The sequence below is a fragment of the Sphingomonas chungangi genome (assembly GCF_013778325.1).
Classification (GTDB): Bacteria; Pseudomonadota; Alphaproteobacteria; order Sphingomonadales; family Sphingomonadaceae; genus Solisphingomonas; species Solisphingomonas chungangi.
In genome coordinates, this window is sequence record NZ_JACEIB010000007.1 from 217,810 (window position 1) to 240,754 (window position 22,945).

Sequence of the window (22,945 nt, forward strand, 5' to 3'; positions counted from 1 at the left end):
CAGATGGCGGTTCAGGCGAGCGGAGGTGGTCCGGTCGAGGGGGGTGGCGGTGCTGCGAGACCGCGACCGATCGTGACGGCGAAGGGTCTTGCGGCCGGCGCCTCGGCCTCCTGCGCTGGCGGCAGATCCAGCACAGGCAGCAGCGGTTCCGCGAAGGCGAGGCCGAGGTGCGCGAAGGTGCAGGGATGGTCCTGCATCGGCTGCGGGCCGTGATCGGCCTTGCCGTGCTTCATGGTCATGCCCGGCATCGCCATCGGCATGTCCATCGGGCCGGAGCCCGAGCACATCGTGATATGGAAGCCTTGCGTGTCGGAGACGGGCATCCAGCCTTCCGGCACGAGGATGCGCAGCGCCATCGCGCAGGCGAGCACCGCCAGCACGAGCATCCGATGGCCCCTCGACCCGGTGCGCATCGCCTCGATCACGGGGCCGGCTTTGCGCCGCGCGGCGCGCGAGGGCAAGCGGACTTTGGTGCGATGGCGGTTGCGCGCTGCATGGCCCGGAGACCGACGGGCGAACGGATTTATTCCCCTCCCTGGGAGGGAGGGGTCAAGGGCGGGTCCTGGGCCGCGATACGGCAATCAAGCAGATTGGCGTGGGCGTCGCACGCGACTCCACCCATCCCCAGCCCCCCTCCCTTGCAGGGAGGGGGCTCTACCGATCAGAAGGTGACGCGGAACTCGCCGCCGATGATGCGCGGTTCGTTGATCATGCCGGTCAGGTTGTTGAAGTCGATCGCACTGATTGAGCGCAGCTGGTTGGTGATGTTGCGCGCGAACGCCGCGACCTCCCAATGCTGCGGTGCCTTGTAGCCGATCTTCAGGCCGCCCTCGGTGAGCGATCGCCCGCGGAACTCGGCGGCGTCGTAAAGGAAGTAGTTGATCCGGCTGCGATAGGCCCAATCGGTATAGGCGTAGATCTCGCCGCCATTGGCGAGCGGCACGCCATAGCGCGCCGTCACGTTGAACACATAACGCGGCGCCTGCGGAAGCGGATTGCCGTCGATCACCGCGCGCCCGTTGACGATCGGATCGAGCACGGTGCAGGCCGCGCCGCAGAAACCGATGGCGAGCCCCGGATCGCGGATCTGGGTGTAGTTCCAGCTGCCGCCCGCGGTCAGATCGAGATGGTCGAGGGGCCGCACGTCGAGCTGCGCCTCGATGCCGTAGCCAACCGCCTGATCGATGTTGAGCAGGGTCGCCGAGTTGGTCGCGCCGCCAACCTGCGTCGCCTGCAGGTTGTTGGTCCGCCACCAGTAGCCGTCGATGTCGAAGTGCAGCTTGTGATCGAGGCTTTCCATCTTCAGGCCGCCCTCGGCCGAGATGGTGGTCTGCTTCTTGGCGACGTTCGGCACCGATCCGAAGGTTACGCGATCCTGGATCGCCGGGCCTTGATAGCCGGTGGCGACGCGGGCGTAGAGGTTGACCGTCCGGGTCATCGCATAGGTCGCGCTGCCGTCCCAGGTCACGTCCGAGCCCTTGGCGCGGGTGACGAGCGGGAGCAGCAGGCCGCCGGTGATGCCGGGCGTATCGCCATCGACGAAGTCGCGCTTCTTGTCGTGGCTGTACCGCACGCCTGCGCGCAGCGTCAGCTTGTCCGTCGCCTTGTATTCGCCCGAGGCGAAGATGCCGTAATTCTGGTTCGTGTCCTTGTGGAAGACGTCGCCATCCTGCGTGCCGGCCGTGTCGAAATCCAGTTCCTGATAATTCAGCTTCTGGTGGAAGTAATAGGCGCCGCCCTGCACGCGGAAGCCGCCGAACTCATCCGAGGCGAAGCGCAGCTCCTGGCTGAATTCGTGCGGGTTGACGATGTCGCCGGTATTGTCCGGAAAGCCGCCGGCGTTGAGCGCTGGCGGCGCGACGATCGGATTGCCGTTGCCGGTCGGAAAGGGATAGGCGTTGCCGCCGTCGATGTCGCCGATCGACTTGACGTGCGCGCTCTCATAGCCGGTCACCGAATAGAGCGTGCCCAGCCCGTCGAAGTGATAGTCTAGGTGGAGGTTGGTGCCCCACTGGGTTTCCTTCTGCGTGCTGATCCCGTCCTGCGAGACGTGATCCTTGTCGAAGCCGGTGTTGAAATGGTTGCTGCCGGGCTCGAACAGGCCGGCGCGGAACAGGCGGGGCTCGCCGTCCAGATCGCGGGCGTGGACGTCGACGCGGGCGTGGAAGTCGCCGCTGGTGTAGGCGAGCTGGAAGCGGCCGGCGAGATCGCGATAGCCTTCCAGATGCTTGGGCGCGAAGCCGTTGGTGGCGTCGTTGGTCACCCAGCCGTCGCGGCGCTGAAGCAGGCCCGAGGCGCGGAAGGAAAGGCCATCGCCGATCGGGCCGCCCACGGCGCCCTCGGCGTTGACGGTGTTGTAGGTCGCCCAGCTTCCGCTGACATAGCCGCCGAACGTGTCGGTCGGAGTCTGCGGATCGAGCTTGACCACGCCAGCCGGGGTGTTGCGGCCGAACAGGGTGCCCTGCGGCCCGCGCAGCACCTCGACGTTGGAGAGATCGAACACCGGGAAGGCCTTGAGGAAGGCGCTTTCCACGGCGACGTCGTCGATCACGACCGAGACGGGCTGCTGCGCGTTCGGATCGAAATCGGTGTTGCCGAGTCCGCGGATGTAGAAGCGCGGCTGGGTGCGGCCGAACGAGCTCTCGATTTGGAGGCTCGGCGTGCGCGAGGAGAGGAAACGGATGTCGAGGCCGGAAGAGTTCAGCACGGCCAGTTTCTCGCCGCTGATCGCGGTGACGGCGACCGGCACGTTCTTCGCCGATTCGGCGCGGCGTGTGGCGGTGACGACGATCTCGCCGGGCTGCGCGGCGGCGACCTGCGAGGTCGGCCCTTCCTGCGCATGAACGGATGCGGCGGCGAAAACGGAGGCGCCGCAAAGCAGCGCGCGCGAAACGGTCGTGCGGACAGTGGTCGAGTTCATGAATACCCCCAAAGTGGCCGCGGCATCCTCTCCCGTCGGCGCTTTGCTCTCGTCTTTGAAGAGTCGCGCGCCGGTAACATTCGTGACTTTCCCTCTCAAGCGATGCGTGGTCGCATGTCCGCTTCGTGTCCAAACCGTTGCAGGATTGCCGCACGCGCGACGTCCTTGGGGCGGGCGAAGAGGCGGCATTGGTAGATCAGTTCGGGGATAGACGGGACGGGGAAGGTGACATCGCCGAGGGGGATTGCGATGCGCGTGACCGGGCGGAGTTCCCGCCAGTCATCCGGGCCAAGCACGTGGAATCCGGCCATGATGTCGATGGGGAGCGGGAGGCCGGTCCAGCGCGCGAACAAATCGGAGCGGAAGCGGTCGGAAGGTTGAGAGGTACCGGTGAGGCCGAGTCGGGTGAGGAGTGCCTCGGCATCGCGCCGGCTGGCGAGCAGATCGACGTCGGCGACGGGAATGTCGGCACCATGCAACGCGGCGGCGGCGCTGGCGATGATCCACCAAGAATCGCGGGCGTCGCGCATCGTGTCGGCGATGGCGAGGAGGGTATCGTGAAGAGCGCGATCCATGCGCCATTATCGCCGCCATCCCCCCTCCCTGGAAGAGAGGGGCCGGGGGTGGGTGGAGGTGCGCGCGACTTTCGGGTCACCGCGCGTGATGGCGGTATCGTGACCCAAGATCCACTCCTATCCCCTGCCTTTCAGGGAGGGGGCAGCCTCACGGATAGCGGACCGGCTTCGGTTCCTCCGGCAGCGGAATGAATTCGTGCTCGTCGGGCACCGGGGCGAAGCGTTGCCCGCGCCAGTCGCTCTTGGCCTGCTCGATCCGCTCGGCGTCGCTGGAGACGAAGTTCCAGTAGATCTGCCGCCCTTCCGGGAAAGGCTCGCCGCCGGCCAGCATGAGCCGCGCCGGGCCGCCGTCGGCGCGCAGCACGATCTCGGCGCCGGGCTTGAGCACCACCAGCTCGTGGGACACGAACCCGCCGGTCTGGCCCTCGACCGCGAGCCGGCCCTCGATGACGTAGATCGCGCGTTCGATATGCTCGGCCTTCACCTGGTAGCGGGCGCCGAGCGCCAGCTGGATGTCGGCATAGACCATGTCCGAGAAGGTTTTCACCGGCGAGCGCAGCCCGTCCGATGTGCCGGCGATCAGCGTCAGCGTCACGCCGTCCGCTTGCGCGGAAGGGATTTCGTCGGCCTTGTGGTGGGAGAAGGAGGGCGCCGTCTCCTCATGCGCCCTGGGCAGCGCCACCCAGGTCTGCAGGCCGTAGAGGCTGGGGCCGCCGGCGCGCAGCGCCTGCGGCGAGCGCTCGGAATGGACGATGCCGGAGCCCGCCGTCATCCAGTTCACCTCGCCCGGCCGGATCGCCTGCACCGATCCGACCGAATCGCGGTGCATGATCTCGCCGTCGAGCAGGTAGGTGACGGTGGCGAGGCCGATATGCGGGTGCGGGCGCACGTCCAGCCCCTCGCCGCCCTTGAAGGCAACCGGGCCCATCTGATCGAAGAAGATGAAGGGGCCGACCATGCGGCGATGCGCGGACGGCAAGGCGCGGCGCACCTTGAAGCCGTCTCCCAGATCGCGGGTGGGCGGCAGGATCACCATGTCGATGCCGTCTAAGTCATGCGGGCGAAGCGTCATCGAGGAATCCTTTCTGTCTTCAGAATAGTCGAACCTCCTCCGTTCGTCGCGAGCGAAGTCGAGGGACATGCGGCAGGCGATGGCGTTTGGGGCACCTGTCTCGACCTTGCCCGACGCAACGGAGTTCCGGATCGGACCGTTAACGAAAAGCGGCCGCCGGAGCCGGGGAGAGGAGAGCCCCGGCGGCCTTGCGGAAGCGGCGAGGGGGAAGGAACCGCTTCCGTGTCTTGATCAGGCGGCGTCGACAAGGACGAGTTCACTGTCCTCGATCGCCGTCACCGTGAGAGTATCCAGCTCGCTGATCGCGGCGCCGTCGCGGGCGTTGACCCGCACGCCGTCGATCTCCACCGCGCCGGTGGCAGGCACCAGATAGGCGCGCCGCTCCTTGCCCAGCGGATATTCGGCCGTCTCGCCTGCCTTCAGCGTGGCGCCGACCACCCGCGCGTCGGTGCGGATCGGCAGCGCCTCGTCGTCATTCGCTAAACCCGAGGCCAAGGTTACGAACCTGCCGGCGCGCTCGCCCTTCGGAAAGGGGCGGGCACCCCAGCTCGGCTTCTCGCCGCCGCGGGTCGGTAGGATCCAGATCTGGAAGAGCGTCGTCGCGACATCCTCCAGATTGTATTCGGCATGCGTGATGCCGGTGCCCGCCGACATCACCTGCACGTCGCCCGCCTCGGTGCGGCCGGTATTGCCCAGGCTGTCCTTGTGGGTGATCGCGCCGGTGCGGACGTAGGTAATGATCTCCATGTCGCGGTGCGGGTGCGGCGGGAAGCCGGACTTGGGCGCGATCACGTCGTCGTTCCAGACGCGGATATTCCCCCAGTTCATGCGGCCCGCATCGTGATAGCCGGCGAAGGAGAAATGGTGCTTGGCATCGAGCCAGCCATGGTTTTCGCCACCCAGGCTGGCAAAGGGACGGAGCTCGATCATCGGGCATCCTTTCGTTGCAGGAGAGCGGCGCCCCAGTGCGCCGCCTCGTCTTGCCACCCTATATGGCGGCTTGGGCCTGTCCCGAGAACCGGGATAAAGTGCCGCGGACTTTTCGAGATTTTAGAAAGATATTGATGCGCCCGAAACGGTTTCGGCGCGTTTACCCCGCCTGAACGATCGCTCCAGCGCATGTTCAGGGCAGCTCGCCCATGATCGTGCACGAGCGGTTGAATGGAGAGGGACCATGTCGAGGACACTCAATCGAGCAGGCATGCTGGCAGCCACCGCGATGGCTCTGGCGCTCGCCGGCTGCAACCAGTCAGGCACCGCGAACAACCAGACGGCCGATGCGAACGGCGCGCTGCCCGCGTTGCCGGCGGCGGTGCCGCTGCAACAGGGCGACGCGACGCCGATCGCGCCGGCTCCGTCGGCGCAGGCCCTGCCCGCCGCCGCGCCGATCCGGGTGGCGCAGACCGCGCAGCGGGCGGAGAGCTATGCCTATCTCGATCGCGCCGACGGCGTGATGAACGCGATCGGCGACGCGCCGCCGGATTACGCCTATGACGACGGCGACGTCTCGCCCTGGGCTTGGCAGACCGACGACGGCGACCTGCAATATGCCGAGCCGGTCGATGGCGGATATCGCTATTATTATTACGAGCCGGGTGCGGACACGCCCTATCTCGTGCGCGATCCTCAGTACAGCTACGGTTATTCGGGCGACCAGCTGGTGGCCGTCTATGACGATCGCGGCGCGCTGCTGCCGCCGGGCGACTATGGCGATCGCCGCGATTACGCCTCGCGCTATTATGCGCGCGCCGCCTATCTGAACCGGCTGTCGCGCGAGCGCGAGCATCGCGGCGTGGTCGCCGCCAACTGGGCGGCGCGGAGCGCCGCGATCTCGGCCGCACGGGCGCAATGGTCCGCCAATCGGGCGCAGCAGACGGACTGGCAGGCCTATCACCAGTCGCACGAGGCGCAGGAACAGCAACATTGGGCGCAGGACCGCCAGCAGCGGCAGGCCGAGACCCAGCGCTTCGACCGCTGGCAGCAGCAGGGTTTCCGTACCCCGCCGCCACCGCTGCCGGGGCGTCAGGGCCTCACCGGCGACGACCAGCGTGCGGCCCAGATGCGGCATGACCAGCAGGTCGCGCAGCAGCAGGGCCAACAGCAGGCGCAGCAGCAGCGCGACCGGCAGGCCCAGATGGAGCAGGCCCAGGCGCAGCAGGCCCAGATGCAGCGAGCCCAGGCGCAGCAGCATCAGGCCCAGCAGCAGATGCACGATCGCCAGATGCAGCAGCAGGCCGACCAGCATCAGGCACAGCAGCGTCAGGATGCCCAGCAGCAGCATGACCGTGAGGCGGCCGCGCAGCGCCAGCAGCAGCAGGCGGCACAGGCGGCGCACGATCGCCAGGCCAGCCAGCAGCGCGATCAGGATCAGCGCTTCGCCGCCCAGCGGGCCTCGGCCGATCGTCAACAGGCTGCCGCCGCGCAGCGTGCGCACGACGCGGCCGCGTCCCACCAGGTTCAGGTACAGGCGGCCGCGCAGCAGCATCGCGAGGCGGCTCAGGCTCAGGCGCAGCAACATGTACAGGCCCAGCAGGCTCACGAACAGGCGGCCGCAGCGTCGCAGCAGCGGGCCGAGGCACACCAGCAGGCGGCCGCCGCGGCTTCCCAACGCGCGCAGGAGCGCCAGCAGGCCTTGGCCGAGCATCAGCAAGCCGCTGCCGCCCAGCGCGCACAGACCCAGCAGGCGGCCGCCGCCCACGCCGAGGCGGCGCATGCCCAGGCGGCCGAGCGCATGCAGGCGGAGCGTGCCCGGCCCGAACCGGCGATGCATGCCGCCGCCCCCCAGCACGCTGAGGGCCAGCATGCCGAAGGGCCGCATCGCCACGAATGATCGGTGGCGACGGCCTTGCCGTCATGCTTGAACGGGTCCGGCACATGGAGAGACGGGGCAGATGCTCAAGCTGATCGGCAAGGACGGCCGCGAGACGGATATCGGCACGGCGGTCTGGGCCGACCTCTGCGAGCCCGAGGAATCGGAGATCGCAGAGGTCGAGCGCCGCTTCGGCTTCAAGGTGCCGGATCGTGAGGATCTGTCCGAGATCGAGCTCTCCAGCCGCCTGCGCACGCACGAGGGCGCGCTGGTGATGAGTGCCCCGCTGATCGCCCGTCACGGCGATGCCGGCGTGCTGTCGCCGACCGGCTTCATCCTCGCCAAGGATGCGCTGGTCACTGTGCGCTTCTGCCAGATGACCGCGTTCGACCAGGTGCATGAGGAGTTTGCCAGGGGCGATCATGAGGTCGGCGGGCAGGAGGTGCTGGTGCGCCTGCTGGAGGATATCATCGATCGCTCGGCCGACCGGCTGGAGCGTGTCGCCGAGGACCTTGCCAAGGCCAGCCACTCGATCTTCCGCGAACCGGAGAAGGATGCGCCGAAGAAGCGGCTCGGCCGCGAGACGCGGCGGCTGCGCGCGCTGATGGTCGGCGTCGGGCAGGCCAGCGAGCAGATGGTGAAGGTGCGCCACGCGTTCCTCGCCATCGGCCGCATCGCCAATTTCGTGCTCGATCGCTGCGAGCCGAAGATCCCCGAGGCGCTGCACGACCGGCTGGTGGCGGTGAAACACGACATCGAATCGCTCGACGAGTTCGAAAGTTCGCTCACCGGCCGCGTGCAGCTGCTGATCGACGCCGCCACCGCCTTCATCTCGATCGAGCAGAACGATGTCGTGAAGGTGCTGACCGTCGTCTCGGTGGCGGGCGTGCCGCCGGTGCTGGTGGCGGGCGTCTATGGCATGAACTTCCACGACATGCCGGAACTGAGCTGGCCGTGGGGCTATCCCTTCGCCTGGGCGCTGATGATCGTCAGCACGATCCTGCCGGTGCTGTGGTTCAAGTGGCGGGACTGGTTGTAAGTCTCCGCAGGATCGCGCCCAGCTTCTCCTCCATCGCCGGATCGCGCGCCGCCGGCACGGTGAGCAGCGCATGGTCGAGCACCGTGTCGATCGGCGAGGGCGTGCGCTCGGCCGGCAGCGCCTTGGCGAACGCCTGCACCAACTTGCGCGCGGTCGCGCCGTTGGCGTGCATCTGCGCCACCACGTCGGTGGCGACCACGCCGGCCTCGTCCTCCCGCCAGCAATCGTAATCGGTGACCATGCCGACCAGGGCGTAAGGCAGCTCCGCCTCGCGGGCGAGGCGCGCCTCGGGCATGGCGGTCATGCCGATGATGTCGGCACCCCACTGGCGATACATCAGGCTCTCGGCCCGCGTGGAGAATTGCGGGCCTTCCATCGCCAGATAGGTGGCGCCGGTCGCCGCGTCGCCCCCCGCCGCCTCGACCGCCGCCGCCGCGGAGGCGGAGAGGCGCGGGCAGGTCGGATCGGCGAGCGAGACGTGGGCGACGAGGCCGGTGCCGAAGAAGCTTGCCGGCCGCGCCACCGTCCGGTCGATGAACTGGTCCACCACGACGAAGCGCCCCGGCGGTAGCTCCTCGCGCAGCGATCCCACCGAGGAGATGGCGAGCAGGTCGGTCGCACCCAGCTGCTTCAGCGCATCCACATTGGCGCGGGCGTTGATTTCAGAGGGCGGGATGCGGTGCCCGGCCCCATGACGCGGCAGGAACAGCAGCCGCGTCGTTCCGATCCGACCTTCGAGGATCGCATCGGACGGCCTGCCCCACGGCGTCTCGACATCGTGGCGAGCGATCTCCTCCAGCCCCGGCAGCGCGTAGAGGCCGGAGCCGCCGATGATGCCGATCGTCCAGCCGCCCATGCGCATGCCCTTCTCGGTTGACGCGGGCTTCACGCCCCAGCAAGGCCTTGCCCATGCGCTTCTTCTCCGACAACGCCGCCGCCGTCCATCCCGCCGTGCTGGAGGCACTGGCCGCCGCCAACCGTGTCGATACCGCCTATGACGGCGATGCGCTGAGCAAGAGCCTCGACGGCGCCTTCTCGGATCTGTTCGGGACGGATTGCGCGGCGCTCTGGGTCTCGACGGGAACGGCCGCGAACTGCCTCGCGCTCGCGGCGATGGTGCCCCCGCACGGCGGCGTGCTCTGCCATCGCGAGGCGCATATCAACACCGACGAGGCCGGCGCACCCGAATTCTACACGCACGGCGCCAAGCTGATGCCGCTCGACGGCGGGGGCGCCAAGCTCGTGCCGGAAACGGTCCGTGACGCCCGCCGCGCGATCCGCGCCGACGTGCACCAGGTCCAGCCGCACGCGCTCTCGATCACCAACGCCACCGAATACGGGCTGGTCTACCGGCCTGACGAGGTGGCGGCGCTGGGCGAGGTGGCGAAGGAGCTGGGTCTCGGCTTCCACATGGACGGCGCGCGCTTCGCCAATGCGATGGCGACGCTGGGCGGCCATCCCGGCGATGGGACGTGGCGCGCAGGCGTCGACGCGCTGAGCTTCGGCTTCGTCAAGAATGGCGGGCTGTCGGCCGAGATGCTGATCTTCTTCCGCCGGGAATGGGCCGAGGTCGCGAAGATCCGCCGCAAGCGCGCCGGGCATCTGAACTCGAAAGGCCGCTATCAGGCTGCGCAGGTGCTGGCGCTGCTGGAGGCGGATCGCTGGCTGGACAATGGCCGCGCCTCCAACGCCGGCGCGGCGGCGATCGCCGAGGCGGCCGGTGCCCGGCTGGTGCTTCCGGTGGAGGCCAACGAAGTGTTCCTGCGCCTGACGCCGGACGAAGCCGCGAGCCTGCGCGCGCAAGGCTTCGACTTCTACGACTGGGCCGAGGGCGAGGCACGCCTCGTCACCTCCTGGGATCAGCCCCGCGCCGAGATCGAGGCGCTGGCGGGCGCGATACGCGCACTCGGATCATGAGCGAGACGCTCGCCGGCACCAAGCCGCTCGGCGCATCGCAGCGGGCGCGGGTGGCGGTGCCCTTCATGGTCTGCACGCTCGTCTGGTCGTCGACCTGGCTGGTGATTCGCTACCAGCTCGGCGTCGTGCCGCCGAGCTGGTCGGTCGCCTATCGCTTCCTGATCGCCTGCGTCGCCATGATGGCCTATGCCCGCTTCACGGGCACGCGCCTGAAGCTGGCGCCGCGCGGACATGGTCTCGCCGCCGTCTATGGCCTGGCCCAATACTGCCTGAACTATTATTTCGTCTATCTGGCCGAGCGGACGGTGACGTCGGGCCTCGTCGCGGTGGTGTTCGCGCTGCTCGTGGTGCCCAATGCGCTGTTCGCCTGGATCTTTCTCAAGCAGGGCGTGTCGCGCGCCTTCATCGCGGGATCGGCGGTGGCGCTGGTCGGGCTGGCGCTGCTGTTCGGGCACGAGCTGGCCGCAGCACCCGCCTCCCGCGCGGTCATCCTGATCGGCATCGGCTGGTCGCTGGCCGCCGTGCTCTTCTCGTCGATCGCCAACGTGATGCAGGCGAGCAGGCCGGCCGCCGCCATCCCGGTGGCGACACTAATCGCGTGGGGCATGGCGTGGGGATCTTTATTCAACTGCGCGGGCGCCTTCGCGATGGACGGGCCGCCGGTGTTCGATCCGCATCCGGGCTACTGGCTCGGCACGCTCTATCTGGCGCTGATCGGATCGGCGCTGGCGTTCAGCTGCTATTTCTATGTGATCCGCGCGATCGGTCCGGGCCGCGCAGCGTATTCGAGCGTGCTGAGCCCGGTGCTGGCGATGCTGTTGTCGACGTTGTTCGAGGGCTATCGCTGGTCGCTTCAGGCGGGATTCGGCTGCCTGCTCGCGATCGCCGGGCTGGTGGTGGCGCTGCAGGCGAGACAGGCCGCCAGGCCGGCGCGATAATCGGGATAGCGAGGCTGCCAGCCGAGGATGCGCTTGGCCTTGCCGTTCGCGACGCGGCGGTTCTCAGCGTAGAAGGCGCGGGCCATCGGCGAGAGGCCGGCCGCGTCGAGCGAGCGCAGTGGCGGAGGTGGCCGACGAAGCAATCGGCAAGCCTCCTCGATCACCGCATTCTGGCTGCAGGGCGCATCGTCGGCGATGTTGTATGCACCGGGCGGGCCGTCGAAGCCGGCGATGATCGCGTCGACGATGTCGTCGACGTGGATGCGGCTGAACACCTGCCCCGGCAGGTCGATGCGCTGCGCGCGGCCCTCCGCCACCCGATCCAGCGCCGATCGGCCGGGGCCGTAGATGCCGGGCAGGCGGAAGACACGAGCACCGCGCTCCAGCCACTGCGCATCGGCCTCGGCGCGGGCGGAGCGGCGGCCTGAGCCGGTCGGTGCGCTCTCGTCCACCCACGCCCCGCGGGTGTCGCCATAGACGCCGGTGGAGGAGAGATAGCCGAGCCTATGGTCTGGCAACAGCGCGCCGTACCGGTACAGCACCGGATCGCCGTCGTCCGGCGGCACGGAGGACAGGATGTGCGTGGCGCCCGCGATCGCGATGCGCACCGACTCTTCGTCCTCGAACGCCATCGCATCGGCCGAAGCCTCCCGCCGCGTGCCCAGCACCGTCCACCCCGTTGCCCGCCACCGTTCAGCGAGCCGCGAGGCGGTGTAGCCCAGGCCGAAGATCAGGATTCCCGCCATTCGCGTCGTTGTAACCACGTCGCCCCGTCCGTAGAAGCCTCACCATGGATCAGCACAGCGCCATCGCGACTCCGCCCGCCCCGACCCTCCGCCTCGATTACCGTCCGCCGGCCTGGCTGGTGCCGTCGATGCGGCTGGATTTCGATCTCGATGCGGCGGCGACTCGCGTGCGCGCGACACTAGAGGTCGAGAAGAACCTCACCGACGGCGCGCCGCGCGGGCCGCTCGCGCTGGACGGTGCGCCGGGGATGAAGCCGGTGTCGGTAAAGATCGATGGCCGACTGCTCGCAGAAGGCGAGTGGCGGGTCGAGGACGACCAGCTCGTCATCGACCTCGTCGGCCCCAAGCACGTCGTCGAAACCGAGGTGGTCATCTCGCCGGATAAGAACACGCAGCTGATGGGGCTCTATGCGTCCGGCGGCCTGCTCTGCACCCAGTGCGAGGCGGAGGGATTCCGCCGGATCACCTTCTTCCCCGATCGGCCCGACGTTCTCTCGCGCTACACCGTGAAGATGATCGCCGACCGCGCGCTCTATCCGGTGCTGCTCGCCAACGGCGATCTCGTCGGTGAGGGTGAGGCGGAGGATGGCCGCCACTGGGCCGAATGGCGCGATCCCTTCCCCAAGCCCTGCTACCTGTTCGCGATGGTTGCGGGCGACCTGAAGGCCAATCGCGACAGCTTCACCACCATGTCCGGCCGCGAGGTGCAGCTCGGCATCTGGGTACGCGAGGCCGATCTGCCGCGCACCGAACATGCCATGGGGGCGCTCAAATCCTCGATGGCGTGGGACGAAACGGTCTATGGCCGCGAATATGATCTCGGCATCTTCAACATCGTGGCGGTAGCCGATTTCAACTTCGGCGCGATGGAGAATAAGGGCCTCAACGTCTTCAACTCGCGCTACATCCTCGCCGATCCCGAGACGGCAACCGATGCCGATTACGATGCGATCGCGGGCGTCGTGGCGCACGAGTATTTCCACAACTGGTCGGGCAACCGCGTCACCTGCCGGGACTGGTTCCAGCTGAGCCTGAAGGAAGGCTTCACCGTCTTCCGCGACCAGGAATTCTCCGCCGATCAGGGCAGCCGCGCGGTCAAGCGGATCGAGGACGTCCGCGTGCTGCGCGCGGCGCAATTCCCCGAGGATGGCGGACCGCTGGCGCATCCGATCCGGCCCGACAGCTATCTGGAGATCAGCAACTTCTACACCGCGACCGTCTACAACAAGGGCGCCGAGGTGATCCGCATGCTGCACACCATGCTGGGGGCGGACGGCTTCCGGCGCGGCACCGATCTCTATTTCGAGCGTCACGACGGCACCGCCGCCACCTGCGAGGATTTCGTCCGCGCGATGGAGGACGCCAACGGTGCCGATCTCGCGGATTTCCGACGTTGGTACAGTCAGGCCGGCACCCCGCGTGTCCGTGCCGCGCTGAGCCACGAGCCCGGCACCGCCAGGGCGCGGCTGACGCTGGAGCAGACCGTGCCGCCGACGCCGGGGCAGGACGATAAGCAGCCCATGCCGCTGCCGCTGCGCCTGGCCTTGTTCGGCGCAAAGTCCGGCAAGCCGATCGTGCCCGAGCGTATCCACGTGCTGCACGATGCGAGCGCCGAGATCCTTTTCGAGGGGGTGGACGAGCAGCCGGTGCTCTCGATCAACCGCGGCTTCTCGGCGCCGGTGATCGTCGAGACCAACCGCAGCTCGGCCGATCTCGCCTTCCTGTCGGGCCATGACGACGATCCCTTCGCCCGCTTCGAGGCGATGCAGCAGCTGATGATCGACACGCTCGTCGCCGCGATCGAGGGGCGCGCGTTCGACGAGGAGGCGGTGATCGAGGCGGTGCGCAATACGCTGACCGACAAGGCGCTCGACGCCGCCTTTATCGGGGAGGCGGTGCTGCTGCCGAGCGAGGCATTCCTCGGCGATCAGCTGGCGGTGATCGATCCGTCGGCCATCCGCAAGGCGCGCTCCCACCTGCGCCAGCGGCTCGGCCGCGAGCTGGAGGCGGAGTGGCGCGCCGCCTACGCCGCCTGCGCCGGCAACCGCTTCGAATATACGCCGTCCGCCAAAGGCCTGCGCCGGCTGCGCACGGTGGCGCTCGGCTATCTCGACGATGGCGGCGCGGCCGATGCGGCGAAGCTGGCGCTCGCCCAGTTCGAAGGCGCCGACAACATGACCGACCGGCAAGGTGCCCTCTCCACGCTCGCCAACGGTACCGCGCCGGAGCGTGAGACGGCGCTCGCCGCCTTCTACGATCGCTACAAGGGCGATGCGCTGGTGCTGGACAAATGGTTCACCACGCAGGCGATCTCGATGCGCGACGATACCGCCGAGGCGGTGGAGAAACTGGCCCAGCATCCCGATTTCACATTGGCGAACCCCAACAGGATGCGCGCGCTGGTCGGTGCCTTCGCGGCCAACCAGTTCGCCTTTCACGTGGCCGACGGGCGCGGCTACCGCTTCGTGGCGGACATGATCCTGAAGGCGGACAGGCTCAATCCGCAGTCGGCGGCGCGGCTGGTGCCGCCGCTCGGCCGCTGGCGGCGGTTCGAGCCGCGCCGCGCCGCGCTGATGAAGGCCGAGCTGGAGCGGATCGTCGCGACGCCGGGCCTGAGCAAGGACGTATTCGAGCAGGCGAGCAAGAGTTTGGCCTAGCCGCCTGATCCTCCCCCGCCAGGGGGAGGGTGGCGCGCGTAGCGTGACGGAGGGGGCGGGCGGCGGAGTTTGATCGGCCGGGGTATCGCAGTCCTCCCCTTCCGTCGCCACCTCCCCTGGCAGGGGAGGATGAAGACGTTACCGTCCCACCCAATCCGCGACCTGAGCCGCTACATCATTCGCGGCGGCGTTGATCGCAGCACCGGCGCTGCTCTCGTCGATCTTGCCGTTCACCGGCGCCTTCGCCTCGAAGCGGCGAGTCTCCACCTGATCGCCCGAGCGAACCAGCGTCGCGTCATAGACCACCGACGCCTGGTTGCCGCTGGCGTCGATCCCGAACTCGCTGATCCGTCCGCCGAGCCGCGGGCCGGACGTCAGGGCGGCGTCGCGTGGGGTCAGCGTCGGGCGGCCGGTGCGCGCCGTGATCGTCTCGGCAAGCAGGTCGCGGAAGATGTGGCTGGGCGCGTCGATCCACTGCGCGTCCTTCACATAGGCCACCTCGGTTGCGCCCACGCGCACCGGCACACGGTTGTTCGACAGTTCCACCGGCGCCGACGGGAAGCTGACCGACACCGCCATGCCCTTGGCCAGAACCACGCCGCTGTTGGCCGGCGCCTCGGTGACGGGCGTCAGCCGCAGCAGCTGCGGCGGCACCTTGGCGCCGAAGCTGACACAGCCGGCCAGCACCAGCGGCAAGGCGATCAGGGGAAGGACACGCTTCGTCATCATATTCTCCCCCATCTCAATGCCCCTTATAATCCGGCAGCTTGCGGCCGAGCACGCCGCCGCCGCCCGAATTGAGCCGGTTAGCCGTCTGGGTCAGCGCCTCGGCCATGTCGGAGAGGTCGCGGACCAGCTGGTCGATCTGCGGCGCGGTCTGCTTGCTGAGCCTCTGCACGCCCGGCTTGGCCTGGTCGATCATCTCGTTGAGATTGTCCGCGGCCTGCTTGGCCGACGCGATCGTCTTGTTGAGATTGTCCATCAGCGGGCGGCCCTGCTTGTCGAGCAGGTCGTTGGTCGTGCCGGCCACCTTGCTGATCTGCTCGGCCGCATCGCCCGCCTGCTTGATCGCCACCTGCGTGTTGGCGAGCGTCTGCTTCAGCTGCGGCGTCGCATCGGCGAGGTCGGACGAGACCTTGTCGATATTCTGCAGGATGTGGCGGATCGAATTCTGGTTGCGATCATCGAGCAACTGGCCGAGCCGGTCGGTCAGCACCTGCAGCTTCTTCATCAGCTCCGGCGCGGAATTGAGCAGGCCGGCGAGCGCTCCCGGCCGCGTCGGGATCACCGGCACGCCGAACGGCCCGACGTCGGTGATCGGCGGCTCGCCCTTCTGCGCGCCGCCGAGATTGACCTGGGAGACGCCGGTGAAGCCGACGCCCGCGACGGTGGCGGTGGTGCCCTTCAGGATCGGGGTGTTCTCGTCCACCGAGATGCGCACGCGCACGAGGCTCGGCTGGTCCGGCATCAGCTTGATGTCGTCGATCTTGCCGACCGGCACGCCCGAAAAGGCGACCGCCGAACCCTTCGCCAGACCGTCCACCGAATTGGGGAAGAAGATGTCATATTCCCGCTGGTGGCCGTTGCCGACCTGCATCATCCAGATGATGAAGGCGACCGCGATGGCGACGATGGCGAGCACCACCCCGCCGACGAGCACATGGTTAGAGCGCGTTTCCATCAAGTCCCCTCGTCGGTGCCAAGTTCGTCACTGCCGGTGAGCTTGGTCGCCTCTTGCGGGGAGAGGGCGTGCTTGCTCTCCTCCTCGGCGCGCTCGGCAGAGTCCTCGGCCGCGCGGCCGCGCGGTCCGTTGAAATATTCCTGGATCCACGGGTGATCCAACGCCACCAGTTCCTCGATCGTTCCGACCGCCACCACCTTCTTGTCGGCGAGCACCGCGACGCGGTCGCAGATGGCGTAGAGCGTGTCGAGATCGTGGGTGATGATGAAGACGGTGAGGCCCAGCAGGTCGCGCAGCGTCTTGATCAGATTGTCGAACGCGGCGGCGCCGATCGGATCGAGGCCGGCGGTCGGCTCGTCGAGGAAGATCAGTTCCGGGTCGAGCGCCAGGGCGCGGGCGAGGCCGGCGCGCTTGCGCATGCCCCCCGAAAGCTCGGACGGATATTTGCTCGAGCTTTCCGGCGGCAGGCCGGAGGCGACGATCTTGTAGGTGGCGATCTCGTCGAGCAGCTGGTCGTCGAGCTTGGGATAATATTCGCGGATCGGCACCTGCACGTTCTCGGCCACCGAGAGCGTCGAGAAGAGCGCGCCGCCCTGGAACAGCACGCCCCAGCGCTTGCGCACCGCCTCCGATTCGACATCGGAGCTGCCGCCGGTGGTGAGCTCGCCGAACACCTCCACCTCGCCGGCGGTGGGCTGCTGCAGCCCGATGATCGACCGCATCAGCACCGACTTGCCGGTGCCCGATCCGCCCACCACGCCGAGGATCTCGCCGCGCTTCACATCGAGATCGAGATTCTCGTGAACGACCTGCTCGCCGAAGCGGTTTTCGAGGCCGCGCACGCGGATGATGATATCGTCCTCGGGCTCCGGCGCGGGGCGGGGACGCTGGGCGCGGCTCGCCATCAGATCCACCCGATCGAGGCGAAGAAGACGGCGAAGAAGGCGTCGAGCACGATCACCAGGAAGATCGACTGCACCACCGCGCTGGTGGTGCGCAGGCCCACCGCCTCGGCATTGCCTTCCACCTGCATGCCCTGGAAGCAGCCGGCCATGGCGATGATCAGCCCGAACACCGGCGCCTTGATGAGGCCCTGATAGACGTCGGTCATTGGCACGACCTCGCGGATGCGCGCGACGAAGGTGACCGGCGGCAGGTTGAGCGACAGCCAGCTGAACAGTCCGCCACCGATCATCGCCATCATCGCCGCATAGAAAGCGAGGCAGGGCATCATCAGCACTGCCGCGATCACGCGGGGCAGCACCAGCGCCTCCATGGGGGCGAGGCCGATGGTGCGCATCGCGTCCACTTCCTCGGCGAGCTTCATCGATCCGATCTGCGCGGCGAAGGCGGAGCCGGATCGGCCGGCGACCATGATCGCGGTCATCAGCACGCCGAGCTCGCGCCAGGTCAGGCGGCCCACGAGGTTGATCGTATAGACCTCGGCGCCGAACTGGCGCAGCTGGATCGCGCCCTGCTGGGCGATGACGATGCCGATCAGGAAGCTCATCAGGCCGATGATCGCGAGTGCGTCCACGCCGACCACCTCGAACTGCTTGATCGTGGCGTTGGTGCGGAAGCGCTTGGGGTTCAGGATCACGTTCCAGAAGGCGATCAGCGTCGCGCCGAAGAAATCGACGAGTCCGATCAGCGTGCGCCCGGCGATCGACGTCGCAGCGCCGACATGTTCCAGCACGCGGCGGAAGGAGGGGCCGTCGTCGGGCTTGATCTGGAACGGCTTGTCCACCGTGCCGACCTTCTCGATCAGCTCCTCGGCCTTCTCGCTCGCGCCCTCGACCTTGACGTCGTGGTCGCGCTTCAGCCGGTGGACGATCCAGGCGCCGACCGTGTCCATGCGATCGACGCCCGACAGATCGACCGTGTCGGGCGAGGTGTCGAGCCGCTCCAGCCGGTTCGGCACGTCGCCCAGCTGCGCGAGCGTCCAGCCGCCCGTGAAGCGGAGCGTCCGGTCTTCCTGCGTGAAGTCGGCGGCGGCGGCTTGGGCGGTCGTCATGCGGTGCGGAGGATGCGGCAGAACGAAGCCCCCGGCAAGCGGGCAGAATTTGTGTCGCGGATGAGATGCGTTGCGGCCGGAAACCTGCCAAAGGGGCGGCCATGGGTTCGGAAGTGCATCAGGGCGTCGCGTTCCTCGGCGTCGCGCGAAACGATACGCGCGTCTTCGGGCTGACCCCCGCCGAGCGCGCGCGCCGCTTCGCCGCCAAGGCCAAACTGGCGCCGGTCGATCGGGTTCCCGCGCAAGGCCCGGTGATCGTCGCCGATCTTGGTTTCGCCTGGGATCCGGCCTGGCTCGCTTACCTACGCGATCATCGTGACCTGGCCGTGACATGGCGGGGCCGACCGGCGCTGGTCAGCTGTGCCGACGCTGCGCAGGCGGCCGCGGTGGCTGCCGCGATCGAGGCGGGCGCGCCGTTGCCGCCGGGCCTTGCCGTTCAGGATGCCGAACTCGACGCCAGCCTCTACAATGCGTCGCTGCGCAAGCGCGAGAACGCCTATCTGCTGCCGCTGGCGCCCGAAGCCGTGCGGGTCATCGAGAAGGCCAGCTACGACGCCAGCTACAAGGGGGTGACCGATATCCTCACCCTCTATCTGTGGCGGGGCGCGGCGTTCTACATCACCCGCTGGGCAGCGTACATGCGGATGACGCCCAACATGATCACCCTGTTCGGCATGATACTGTGCGTCTGGGCCTTTTTCCTGTTCTGGGAAGGGCATTTCGCCGCGGGCCTGCTGGTCGGGCTGGTCTTCATGGTGCTCGACACGGTCGACGGCAAACTGGCGCGCTGCACCGGCACTTCGTCCGAATGGGGCAACATCCTCGATCACGGCGTCGACCTCGTCCACCCGCCCTTCTGGTACTGGGCGTGGGGGATGGGCTGTGCGGCGTGGGGGCTGGCCTTCGGATCGACCGAGTTCTGGACGATCATGATCGTGCTGGTCGCCGGCTACGCCGTGCAGCGCGCGATCGAGGGCGCGTTCATCGCGGCCTTCGGCATCCATATCCATGTCTGGGAGCGGATCGACAGTCGCTTCCGCCTGATCACCGCGCGCCGCAACCCGAACTACATCCTGATGTTCGCGAGCCTGATCGTGATGCGGCCGGACTGGGGGCTGATCTGGGTGGCATGGTGGACGGCGCTCTCCTGCCTGTTCCATCTCGTCCGGCTGGGGCAGGCCTATGCGGTACGGGCAAAGGGGCGAGAGGTGGTCTCTTGGTTGGTCTGACCGCGCTGCTGCTGGCGGGGCGGCGGCCGGGCACCGATGCGCTGGCGGCGAGCCGGGGCGAGACGCTCAAGGCACTGATCCCGGTCGCGGGCACGCCGATGGTGGCGCGCGTGGTCGAAACCCTGTTCGCGACGCCCGACATCGCGCAGGTCCGCGTGATGACGCAGGACACGGCGGCGATCGGCGCCGTGCTGCCGGACGATCCGCGCCTCGGCTTCCTGCAATCGGGCAGCGGCATCGCGCTGTCCGTCTCGTCGGCGTTGAGAAGCGGCGATGCGCCATTCCCGCTCTTCCTCACCACGGCGGATCATGCGCTGCTGCGGCCCGAGACGATCGTCGAGTTCCTGTCCGCCGCACAGGGCGCCGATGTTGCGGTCGGCGTGGTCGAGCGAGCGGTCGTGGAAGCGCGCTTCCCGCAGACGAAGCGCACGTGGCTGCGCTTCCGCAAGGGTGACTGGACGGGCGCCAATCTCTTCTATTTCGCCTCCCCCGCCGCACTGCCGGTGATCGAGAGCTGGGCCTCGGTCGAGCAGGACCGCAAAAAGGGCTACCGACTGATCGCCGGCTTCGGGATCGGCCTGCTGCTGCGTGCCGCCACCCGGACGATCACGCTGCACGACGCGGTGGCGCGAGCCGGCAGGCGGCTGGGCGCCAACGTGCGGATGGTCGGCCTCTCCGATCCGCTGGCGGCGGTGGACGTCGACAAGATCGCCGACCTCGAACTGGCCGAAGCGGTGCTGGAGGGCCGGGCGTGACCGAGATCGCCATCTACGACATGGACCGGACGATCACGCGCACCGGCACCTATACGCCTTTCCTGATCCATGCCGCGCTGCACCGTGCGCCGTGGCGGCTTCTGTTCCTGCCCTTCGCACTGCTGGCGATGCTCGGTTACGCGCTCAAGATGATGACGCGCGCGCGGCTGAAGGAGATCAACCAGTCGCTGCTGCTCGGCCGCCGAATTTCACGCGCGGACCTCGCCCCGCTCACCGCCAGCTTCGCCGAGCGCGTGTGGCAGCTCAACACCTTGCCCGGCGCACTCCGCCAGATCGAGGAGGATCGTGCCGCCGGCCGCCGCCTCGTCCTCGCTACAGCCTCCTACCGCCTCTATGTCGAGGCGATCGCTGCGAAGCTGCGCTTCGACGACGTGATCGCCACCAACTCGATCATCGGCATCGACGCGCGGGTGACGGCGAAGATCGATGGCGAGAATTGCTACGGCCCCGCCAAGCTCCGCATGATCGAGAGCTGGTTCAGGGCCGAAGGAATCGATCGCGCGAAGGTGAAGGTGCGCTTCTATTCGGACCACGCCTCCGACGCGCCGGTGATGGAATGGGCCGACGAGCCGTTCGCGGCCAATCCCAGCACGAAGATGCGCGCGCTCTCCGCGAAGCGGGGATGGCCCATCGTCGATTGGGACCTGTGATCAGGCGCAGTCGCGGATGATATTGCTGGCGTAGAAAAGGTGTCGGCCGTCCTCGACATCGGCCATCGCGGCGAGCTTGCCGGCCAGATCCTGCAACCAGCGGGCATCATCGTCATTCGCCGCGCGCTGGGCGCGGACATGGCATTGCACCGCCTGATAGCGGAGCTCGATCTGATCCAATTTCGCCTCCCTTCGCTGCAATGCCGCATGAACGCGGATCAGCCATTCGGGTCGTAGTTAACCGACGATTAGAGCTTCTTGTGCGACGAACCGAAAGAAAACATGGTTAAGGCACTTTCACCATGATTGCGGCGTTCTGGCCCGATCGAGGATAATTCGCCATGGATGTCGAGCATCTGCAAATCGCCCTGGAGACGGCCCGCCGCAGCGGGATGACCCCGCGCGAGGCGCTGATCCATTGGGATCTGGCGGGCGGCGTCGCATCGGGCGAGGGATCGGTCCACTGGGCGATCCTCGCGATCGATCTGGCGATGGAAGGGCGGCCGGTCGCACCGGCCGCCCCGCCGGTCACACCGCCCTGAGCGCCTGATCGAAGTCGGCGATCAGGTCGTCGGCATTTTCGACGCCCACCGAGATGCGCACCAGATTGTCGGTGATGCCGAGCTCCTGCTTGCGCTCGTCCGGCACCGAGAGGTGCGTCATCGCCGCCGGGCAGGAGGCCAGCGTCTCGGTGCCGCCGAGGCTGACCGCGAGCTTGGCGATCTTCAGCGCGTCGAGAAAGGCGAAGCTCTCGCGCTCGCCACCCTTGAGGTAGAGCGAGAAGGTCGATCCCGCGCCCGTGCAATGGCGGTTGTAGATGTCGGCCTGGCGGCTGCCTTCCTTGAGGAAGCCGAGATAGCCGACGCTCTCCACCTTCGGATGATCGCGAAAGAAGGCGCAGACCTTGGCGGCATTCTCGCCCGCGCGGCTCATGCGCAGCTCCAGCGTTTCCAGTGAACGAAGCAGCATCCAGGCCGTGTTCGGATCGCTGATCGTGCCGATGGTGTTGCGCATCATGCGGATCGGATCGATCCACGCCTTGCGCCCCGAGACGCCGCCTGCGACGAGATCCGAATGGCCGCCGGCATATTTGGTGAGGCTGTAAACCACTAGATCCGCGCCGTGCTGGAGCGGCTGCTGCCACAGCGGCCCCAGGAAGGTATTGTCGATCGCGATCGGCGGCTTGGCCTCACCGTCGAGCAGCCGGTCGCGCACTCGCGACACCGCTTCGATATCCACGAGTGCGTTGGTCGGGTTGGCGGGGCTTTCGAGGTAGATGAGCGAGACGTTGCCCTGCGCCTTGGCGCGCTCGACGACGGACTCGATCTCGGCTTCGGTCGCACCGGCCGGGAAATCGAGGAAGGTGACGCCGAAGCGGCCGAGGATGCGGCCGATCAGCGTCTCGGTCGCCGCGTATAGCGGGGCGGAATGGACGATCACGTCGCCTGGCTTGACCAGCGCGAGCATCAATGTCGCGATCGCAGACATGCCCGAAGAGAACACCAAAGCGTCCTCAGCATCCTCCCATATGCCCAGACGATCCTCGAGGATTTCCTGGTTCGGCCCGTTGAAGCGCGAATAGACGAGCCCGTCGGCGCCGCCCGGCCGCTTGCCGGTCACACCTTCGAAGTGGCGCTTGCCCGCCGCTGCATTCTCGAACACGAAGGTCGAGGTCAGGAAGATCGGCGGCTTGAGCGACCCTTCGGACAGTGCCGGATCGAAGGCGTGGCCCATCATCAGCGTCGAAGGGGAGAGACGGCGCCCGCCCACCTCCAGCACGTCCGCCTTGGGGCGGCGGCGGGGGGTGGCGCCGGTCAGCTCGGCCTCGGTCTCTGGGGTCTTGTGATCGGTCATGATATCCTCTCGGAGTCGTCACGGCGTGACGCTATAGTATCACTTGTAACCGATTGGGGAGGACTTGC

General features: G+C 67.7%; 22 protein-coding genes. 9 read left to right on the top strand and 13 right to left on the bottom strand.

The window, feature by feature from the left end:
- Positions 1-11: 11 nt before the first annotated feature.
- The 5 genes from HZF05_RS12235 to HZF05_RS12255 form a co-directional block, all read right to left on the bottom strand.
- Positions 12-386: a hypothetical protein gene (locus tag HZF05_RS12235; protein WP_246331953.1), complete on the bottom strand. Its 375-nt coding sequence runs from the start codon at positions 384-386 to the stop codon at positions 12-14.
- A 275-nt stretch (positions 387-661) separates the two neighbouring features.
- Positions 662-2,920: a TonB-dependent receptor gene (locus tag HZF05_RS12240; protein WP_160366645.1), complete on the bottom strand. Its 2,259-nt coding sequence runs from the start codon at positions 2,918-2,920 to the stop codon at positions 662-664.
- Positions 2,921-3,015: 95 nt separating this feature from the next.
- Positions 3,016-3,450, bottom strand: a complete 435-nt coding sequence (locus tag HZF05_RS12245; protein ID WP_160366646.1) for a hypothetical protein — start codon at positions 3,448-3,450, stop codon at positions 3,016-3,018.
- Between the two features lie 193 nt (positions 3,451-3,643).
- A complete protein-coding gene (locus HZF05_RS12250) occupies positions 3,644-4,567 on the bottom strand; it encodes a pirin family protein (RefSeq protein WP_160366647.1) in 924 nt (307 codons plus the stop codon).
- Positions 4,568-4,798: 231 nt separating this feature from the next.
- Positions 4,799-5,497, bottom strand: coding sequence for a pirin family protein (locus HZF05_RS12255; RefSeq protein WP_160366648.1), 699 nt, complete (start codon positions 5,495-5,497; stop codon positions 4,799-4,801).
- Positions 5,498-5,768: 271 nt separating this feature from the next.
- On the opposite strand from HZF05_RS12255, the gene HZF05_RS12260 reads away from it, so the two are divergent.
- Positions 5,769-7,397 carry a hypothetical protein gene (locus HZF05_RS12260; protein ID WP_181638859.1) on the top strand — a complete coding sequence of 543 codons (1,629 nt, stop codon included), beginning with the start codon at positions 5,769-5,771 and terminating at the stop codon, positions 7,395-7,397.
- A 61-nt stretch (positions 7,398-7,458) separates the two neighbouring features.
- Positions 7,459-8,415, top strand: coding sequence for a CorA family divalent cation transporter (locus HZF05_RS12265; RefSeq protein WP_160366650.1), 957 nt, complete (start codon positions 7,459-7,461; stop codon positions 8,413-8,415).
- On the opposite strand, the gene mtnP is transcribed toward HZF05_RS12265, so the two are convergent.
- Complete coding sequence (gene mtnP, locus HZF05_RS12270; RefSeq protein ID WP_160366772.1) at positions 8,393-9,271, bottom strand: S-methyl-5'-thioadenosine phosphorylase; 879 nt, start codon at positions 9,269-9,271, stop codon at positions 8,393-8,395. The genes HZF05_RS12265 and mtnP overlap by 23 nt on opposite strands.
- 53 nt (positions 9,272-9,324) lie before the next feature.
- Between mtnP and HZF05_RS12275 the strand changes: the two genes are divergently transcribed.
- Complete coding sequence (locus tag HZF05_RS12275) at positions 9,325-10,332, top strand: threonine aldolase family protein (RefSeq protein ID WP_160366651.1); 1,008 nt, start codon at positions 9,325-9,327, stop codon at positions 10,330-10,332.
- On the top strand, positions 10,329-11,270 hold the full coding sequence (locus HZF05_RS12280) for a DMT family transporter (RefSeq protein WP_160366652.1): 942 nt from the start codon (positions 10,329-10,331) through the stop codon (positions 11,268-11,270). Before HZF05_RS12275 ends, HZF05_RS12280 begins: the two co-directional genes overlap by 4 nt.
- Here the strand turns inward: HZF05_RS12280 and HZF05_RS12285 are convergent.
- Positions 11,186-12,016 (bottom strand): Rossmann-fold NAD(P)-binding domain-containing protein, encoded by an 831-nt coding sequence (locus HZF05_RS12285; RefSeq protein ID WP_160366653.1) that lies wholly within the window; start codon positions 12,014-12,016, stop codon positions 11,186-11,188. The two genes, HZF05_RS12280 and HZF05_RS12285, sit on opposite strands and share 85 nt — an antisense overlap.
- A gap of 44 nt (positions 12,017-12,060) precedes the next feature.
- Between HZF05_RS12285 and pepN the strand changes: the two genes are divergently transcribed.
- Positions 12,061-14,673 carry an aminopeptidase N gene (gene pepN, locus HZF05_RS12290; RefSeq protein WP_160366654.1) on the top strand — a complete coding sequence of 871 codons (2,613 nt, stop codon included), beginning with the start codon at positions 12,061-12,063 and terminating at the stop codon, positions 14,671-14,673.
- Positions 14,674-14,811: 138 nt separating this feature from the next.
- On the opposite strand, the gene HZF05_RS12295 is transcribed toward pepN, so the two are convergent.
- The 4 genes from HZF05_RS12295 to HZF05_RS12310 are packed head-to-tail and all read right to left on the bottom strand — an operon-like array spanning position 14,812 to position 18,368.
- Complete coding sequence (locus HZF05_RS12295; protein ID WP_160366655.1) at positions 14,812-15,399, bottom strand: ABC-type transport auxiliary lipoprotein family protein; 588 nt, start codon at positions 15,397-15,399, stop codon at positions 14,812-14,814.
- 16 nt (positions 15,400-15,415) lie between these two features.
- Positions 15,416-16,354 (bottom strand): MlaD family protein, encoded by a 939-nt coding sequence (locus HZF05_RS12300; RefSeq protein ID WP_160366656.1) that lies wholly within the window; start codon positions 16,352-16,354, stop codon positions 15,416-15,418.
- Positions 16,354-17,259, bottom strand: a complete 906-nt coding sequence (locus HZF05_RS12305) for an ABC transporter ATP-binding protein (RefSeq protein WP_160366657.1) — start codon at positions 17,257-17,259, stop codon at positions 16,354-16,356. Before HZF05_RS12305 ends, HZF05_RS12300 begins: the two co-directional genes overlap by 1 nt.
- Positions 17,259-18,368: an ABC transporter permease gene (locus HZF05_RS12310; RefSeq protein WP_160366658.1), complete on the bottom strand. Its 1,110-nt coding sequence runs from the start codon at positions 18,366-18,368 to the stop codon at positions 17,259-17,261. The genes HZF05_RS12305 and HZF05_RS12310 overlap by 1 nt, the downstream gene beginning before the upstream one ends.
- Positions 18,369-18,469: 101 nt before the next feature.
- On the opposite strand from HZF05_RS12310, the gene HZF05_RS12315 reads away from it, so the two are divergent.
- From HZF05_RS12315 to HZF05_RS12325, 3 genes are read left to right on the top strand one after another with little or no spacing between them, the layout of a single operon-like run.
- Positions 18,470-19,597, top strand: a complete 1,128-nt coding sequence (locus HZF05_RS12315; protein ID WP_160366659.1) for a CDP-alcohol phosphatidyltransferase family protein — start codon at positions 18,470-18,472, stop codon at positions 19,595-19,597.
- Positions 19,585-20,352: a nucleotidyltransferase family protein gene (locus tag HZF05_RS12320; RefSeq protein ID WP_160366660.1), complete on the top strand. Its 768-nt coding sequence runs from the start codon at positions 19,585-19,587 to the stop codon at positions 20,350-20,352. The genes HZF05_RS12315 and HZF05_RS12320 overlap by 13 nt, the downstream gene beginning before the upstream one ends.
- A complete protein-coding gene (locus HZF05_RS12325; RefSeq protein WP_160366661.1) occupies positions 20,349-21,023 on the top strand; it encodes an HAD-IB family phosphatase in 675 nt (224 codons plus the stop codon). The genes HZF05_RS12320 and HZF05_RS12325 overlap by 4 nt, the downstream gene beginning before the upstream one ends.
- Here the strand turns inward: HZF05_RS12325 and HZF05_RS12330 are convergent, their stop codons facing one another.
- Positions 21,024-21,203 (bottom strand): hypothetical protein, encoded by a 180-nt coding sequence (locus HZF05_RS12330; RefSeq protein ID WP_160366662.1) that lies wholly within the window; start codon positions 21,201-21,203, stop codon positions 21,024-21,026. It abuts the gene before it with no gap.
- Between the two features lie 161 nt (positions 21,204-21,364).
- Between HZF05_RS12330 and HZF05_RS12335 the strand changes: the two genes are divergently transcribed.
- Complete coding sequence (locus HZF05_RS12335) at positions 21,365-21,565, top strand: hypothetical protein (protein ID WP_160366663.1); 201 nt, start codon at positions 21,365-21,367, stop codon at positions 21,563-21,565.
- Here HZF05_RS12335 and HZF05_RS12340 read toward each other — a convergent pair.
- On the bottom strand, positions 21,552-22,877 hold the full coding sequence (locus tag HZF05_RS12340; protein WP_160366664.1) for a cystathionine gamma-synthase family protein: 1,326 nt from the start codon (positions 22,875-22,877) through the stop codon (positions 21,552-21,554). The genes HZF05_RS12335 and HZF05_RS12340 overlap by 14 nt on opposite strands.
- Between the last annotated feature and the right edge of the window lie 68 nt (positions 22,878-22,945).

Coding starts and splice junctions, on each gene's coding strand:
- HZF05_RS12235 (WP_246331953.1), bottom strand. CDS start 386: ATGCTCGTGCTGGCGGTGCTCGCCTGCGCGATGGCGCTGCGCATCCTC.
- HZF05_RS12240 (WP_160366645.1), bottom strand. CDS start 2,920: ATGAACTCGACCACTGTCCGCACGACCGTTTCGCGCGCGCTGCTTTGC.
- HZF05_RS12245 (WP_160366646.1), bottom strand. CDS start 3,450: ATGCGCGACGCCCGCGATTCTTGGTGGATCATCGCCAGCGCCGCCGCC.
- HZF05_RS12250 (WP_160366647.1), bottom strand. CDS start 4,567: ATGACGCTTCGCCCGCATGACTTAGACGGCATCGACATGGTGATCCTG.
- HZF05_RS12255 (WP_160366648.1), bottom strand. CDS start 5,497: ATGATCGAGCTCCGTCCCTTTGCCAGCCTGGGTGGCGAAAACCATGGC.
- HZF05_RS12260 (WP_181638859.1), top strand. CDS start 5,769: ATGCTGGCAGCCACCGCGATGGCTCTGGCGCTCGCCGGCTGCAACCAG.
- HZF05_RS12265 (WP_160366650.1), top strand. CDS start 7,459: ATGCTCAAGCTGATCGGCAAGGACGGCCGCGAGACGGATATCGGCACG.
- mtnP (WP_160366772.1), bottom strand. CDS start 9,271: ATGGGCGGCTGGACGATCGGCATCATCGGCGGCTCCGGCCTCTACGCG.
- HZF05_RS12275 (WP_160366651.1), top strand. CDS start 9,325: ATGCGCTTCTTCTCCGACAACGCCGCCGCCGTCCATCCCGCCGTGCTG.
- HZF05_RS12280 (WP_160366652.1), top strand. CDS start 10,329: ATGAGCGAGACGCTCGCCGGCACCAAGCCGCTCGGCGCATCGCAGCGG.
- HZF05_RS12285 (WP_160366653.1), bottom strand. CDS start 12,016: ATGGCGGGAATCCTGATCTTCGGCCTGGGCTACACCGCCTCGCGGCTC.
- pepN (WP_160366654.1), top strand. CDS start 12,061: ATGGATCAGCACAGCGCCATCGCGACTCCGCCCGCCCCGACCCTCCGC.
- HZF05_RS12295 (WP_160366655.1), bottom strand. CDS start 15,399: ATGACGAAGCGTGTCCTTCCCCTGATCGCCTTGCCGCTGGTGCTGGCC.
- HZF05_RS12300 (WP_160366656.1), bottom strand. CDS start 16,354: ATGGAAACGCGCTCTAACCATGTGCTCGTCGGCGGGGTGGTGCTCGCC.
- HZF05_RS12305 (WP_160366657.1), bottom strand. CDS start 17,259: ATGGCGAGCCGCGCCCAGCGTCCCCGCCCCGCGCCGGAGCCCGAGGAC.
- HZF05_RS12310 (WP_160366658.1), bottom strand. CDS start 18,368: ATGACGACCGCCCAAGCCGCCGCCGCCGACTTCACGCAGGAAGACCGG.
- HZF05_RS12315 (WP_160366659.1), top strand. CDS start 18,470: ATGGGTTCGGAAGTGCATCAGGGCGTCGCGTTCCTCGGCGTCGCGCGA.
- HZF05_RS12335 (WP_160366663.1), top strand. CDS start 21,365: ATGGATGTCGAGCATCTGCAAATCGCCCTGGAGACGGCCCGCCGCAGC.
- HZF05_RS12340 (WP_160366664.1), bottom strand. CDS start 22,877: ATGACCGATCACAAGACCCCAGAGACCGAGGCCGAGCTGACCGGCGCC.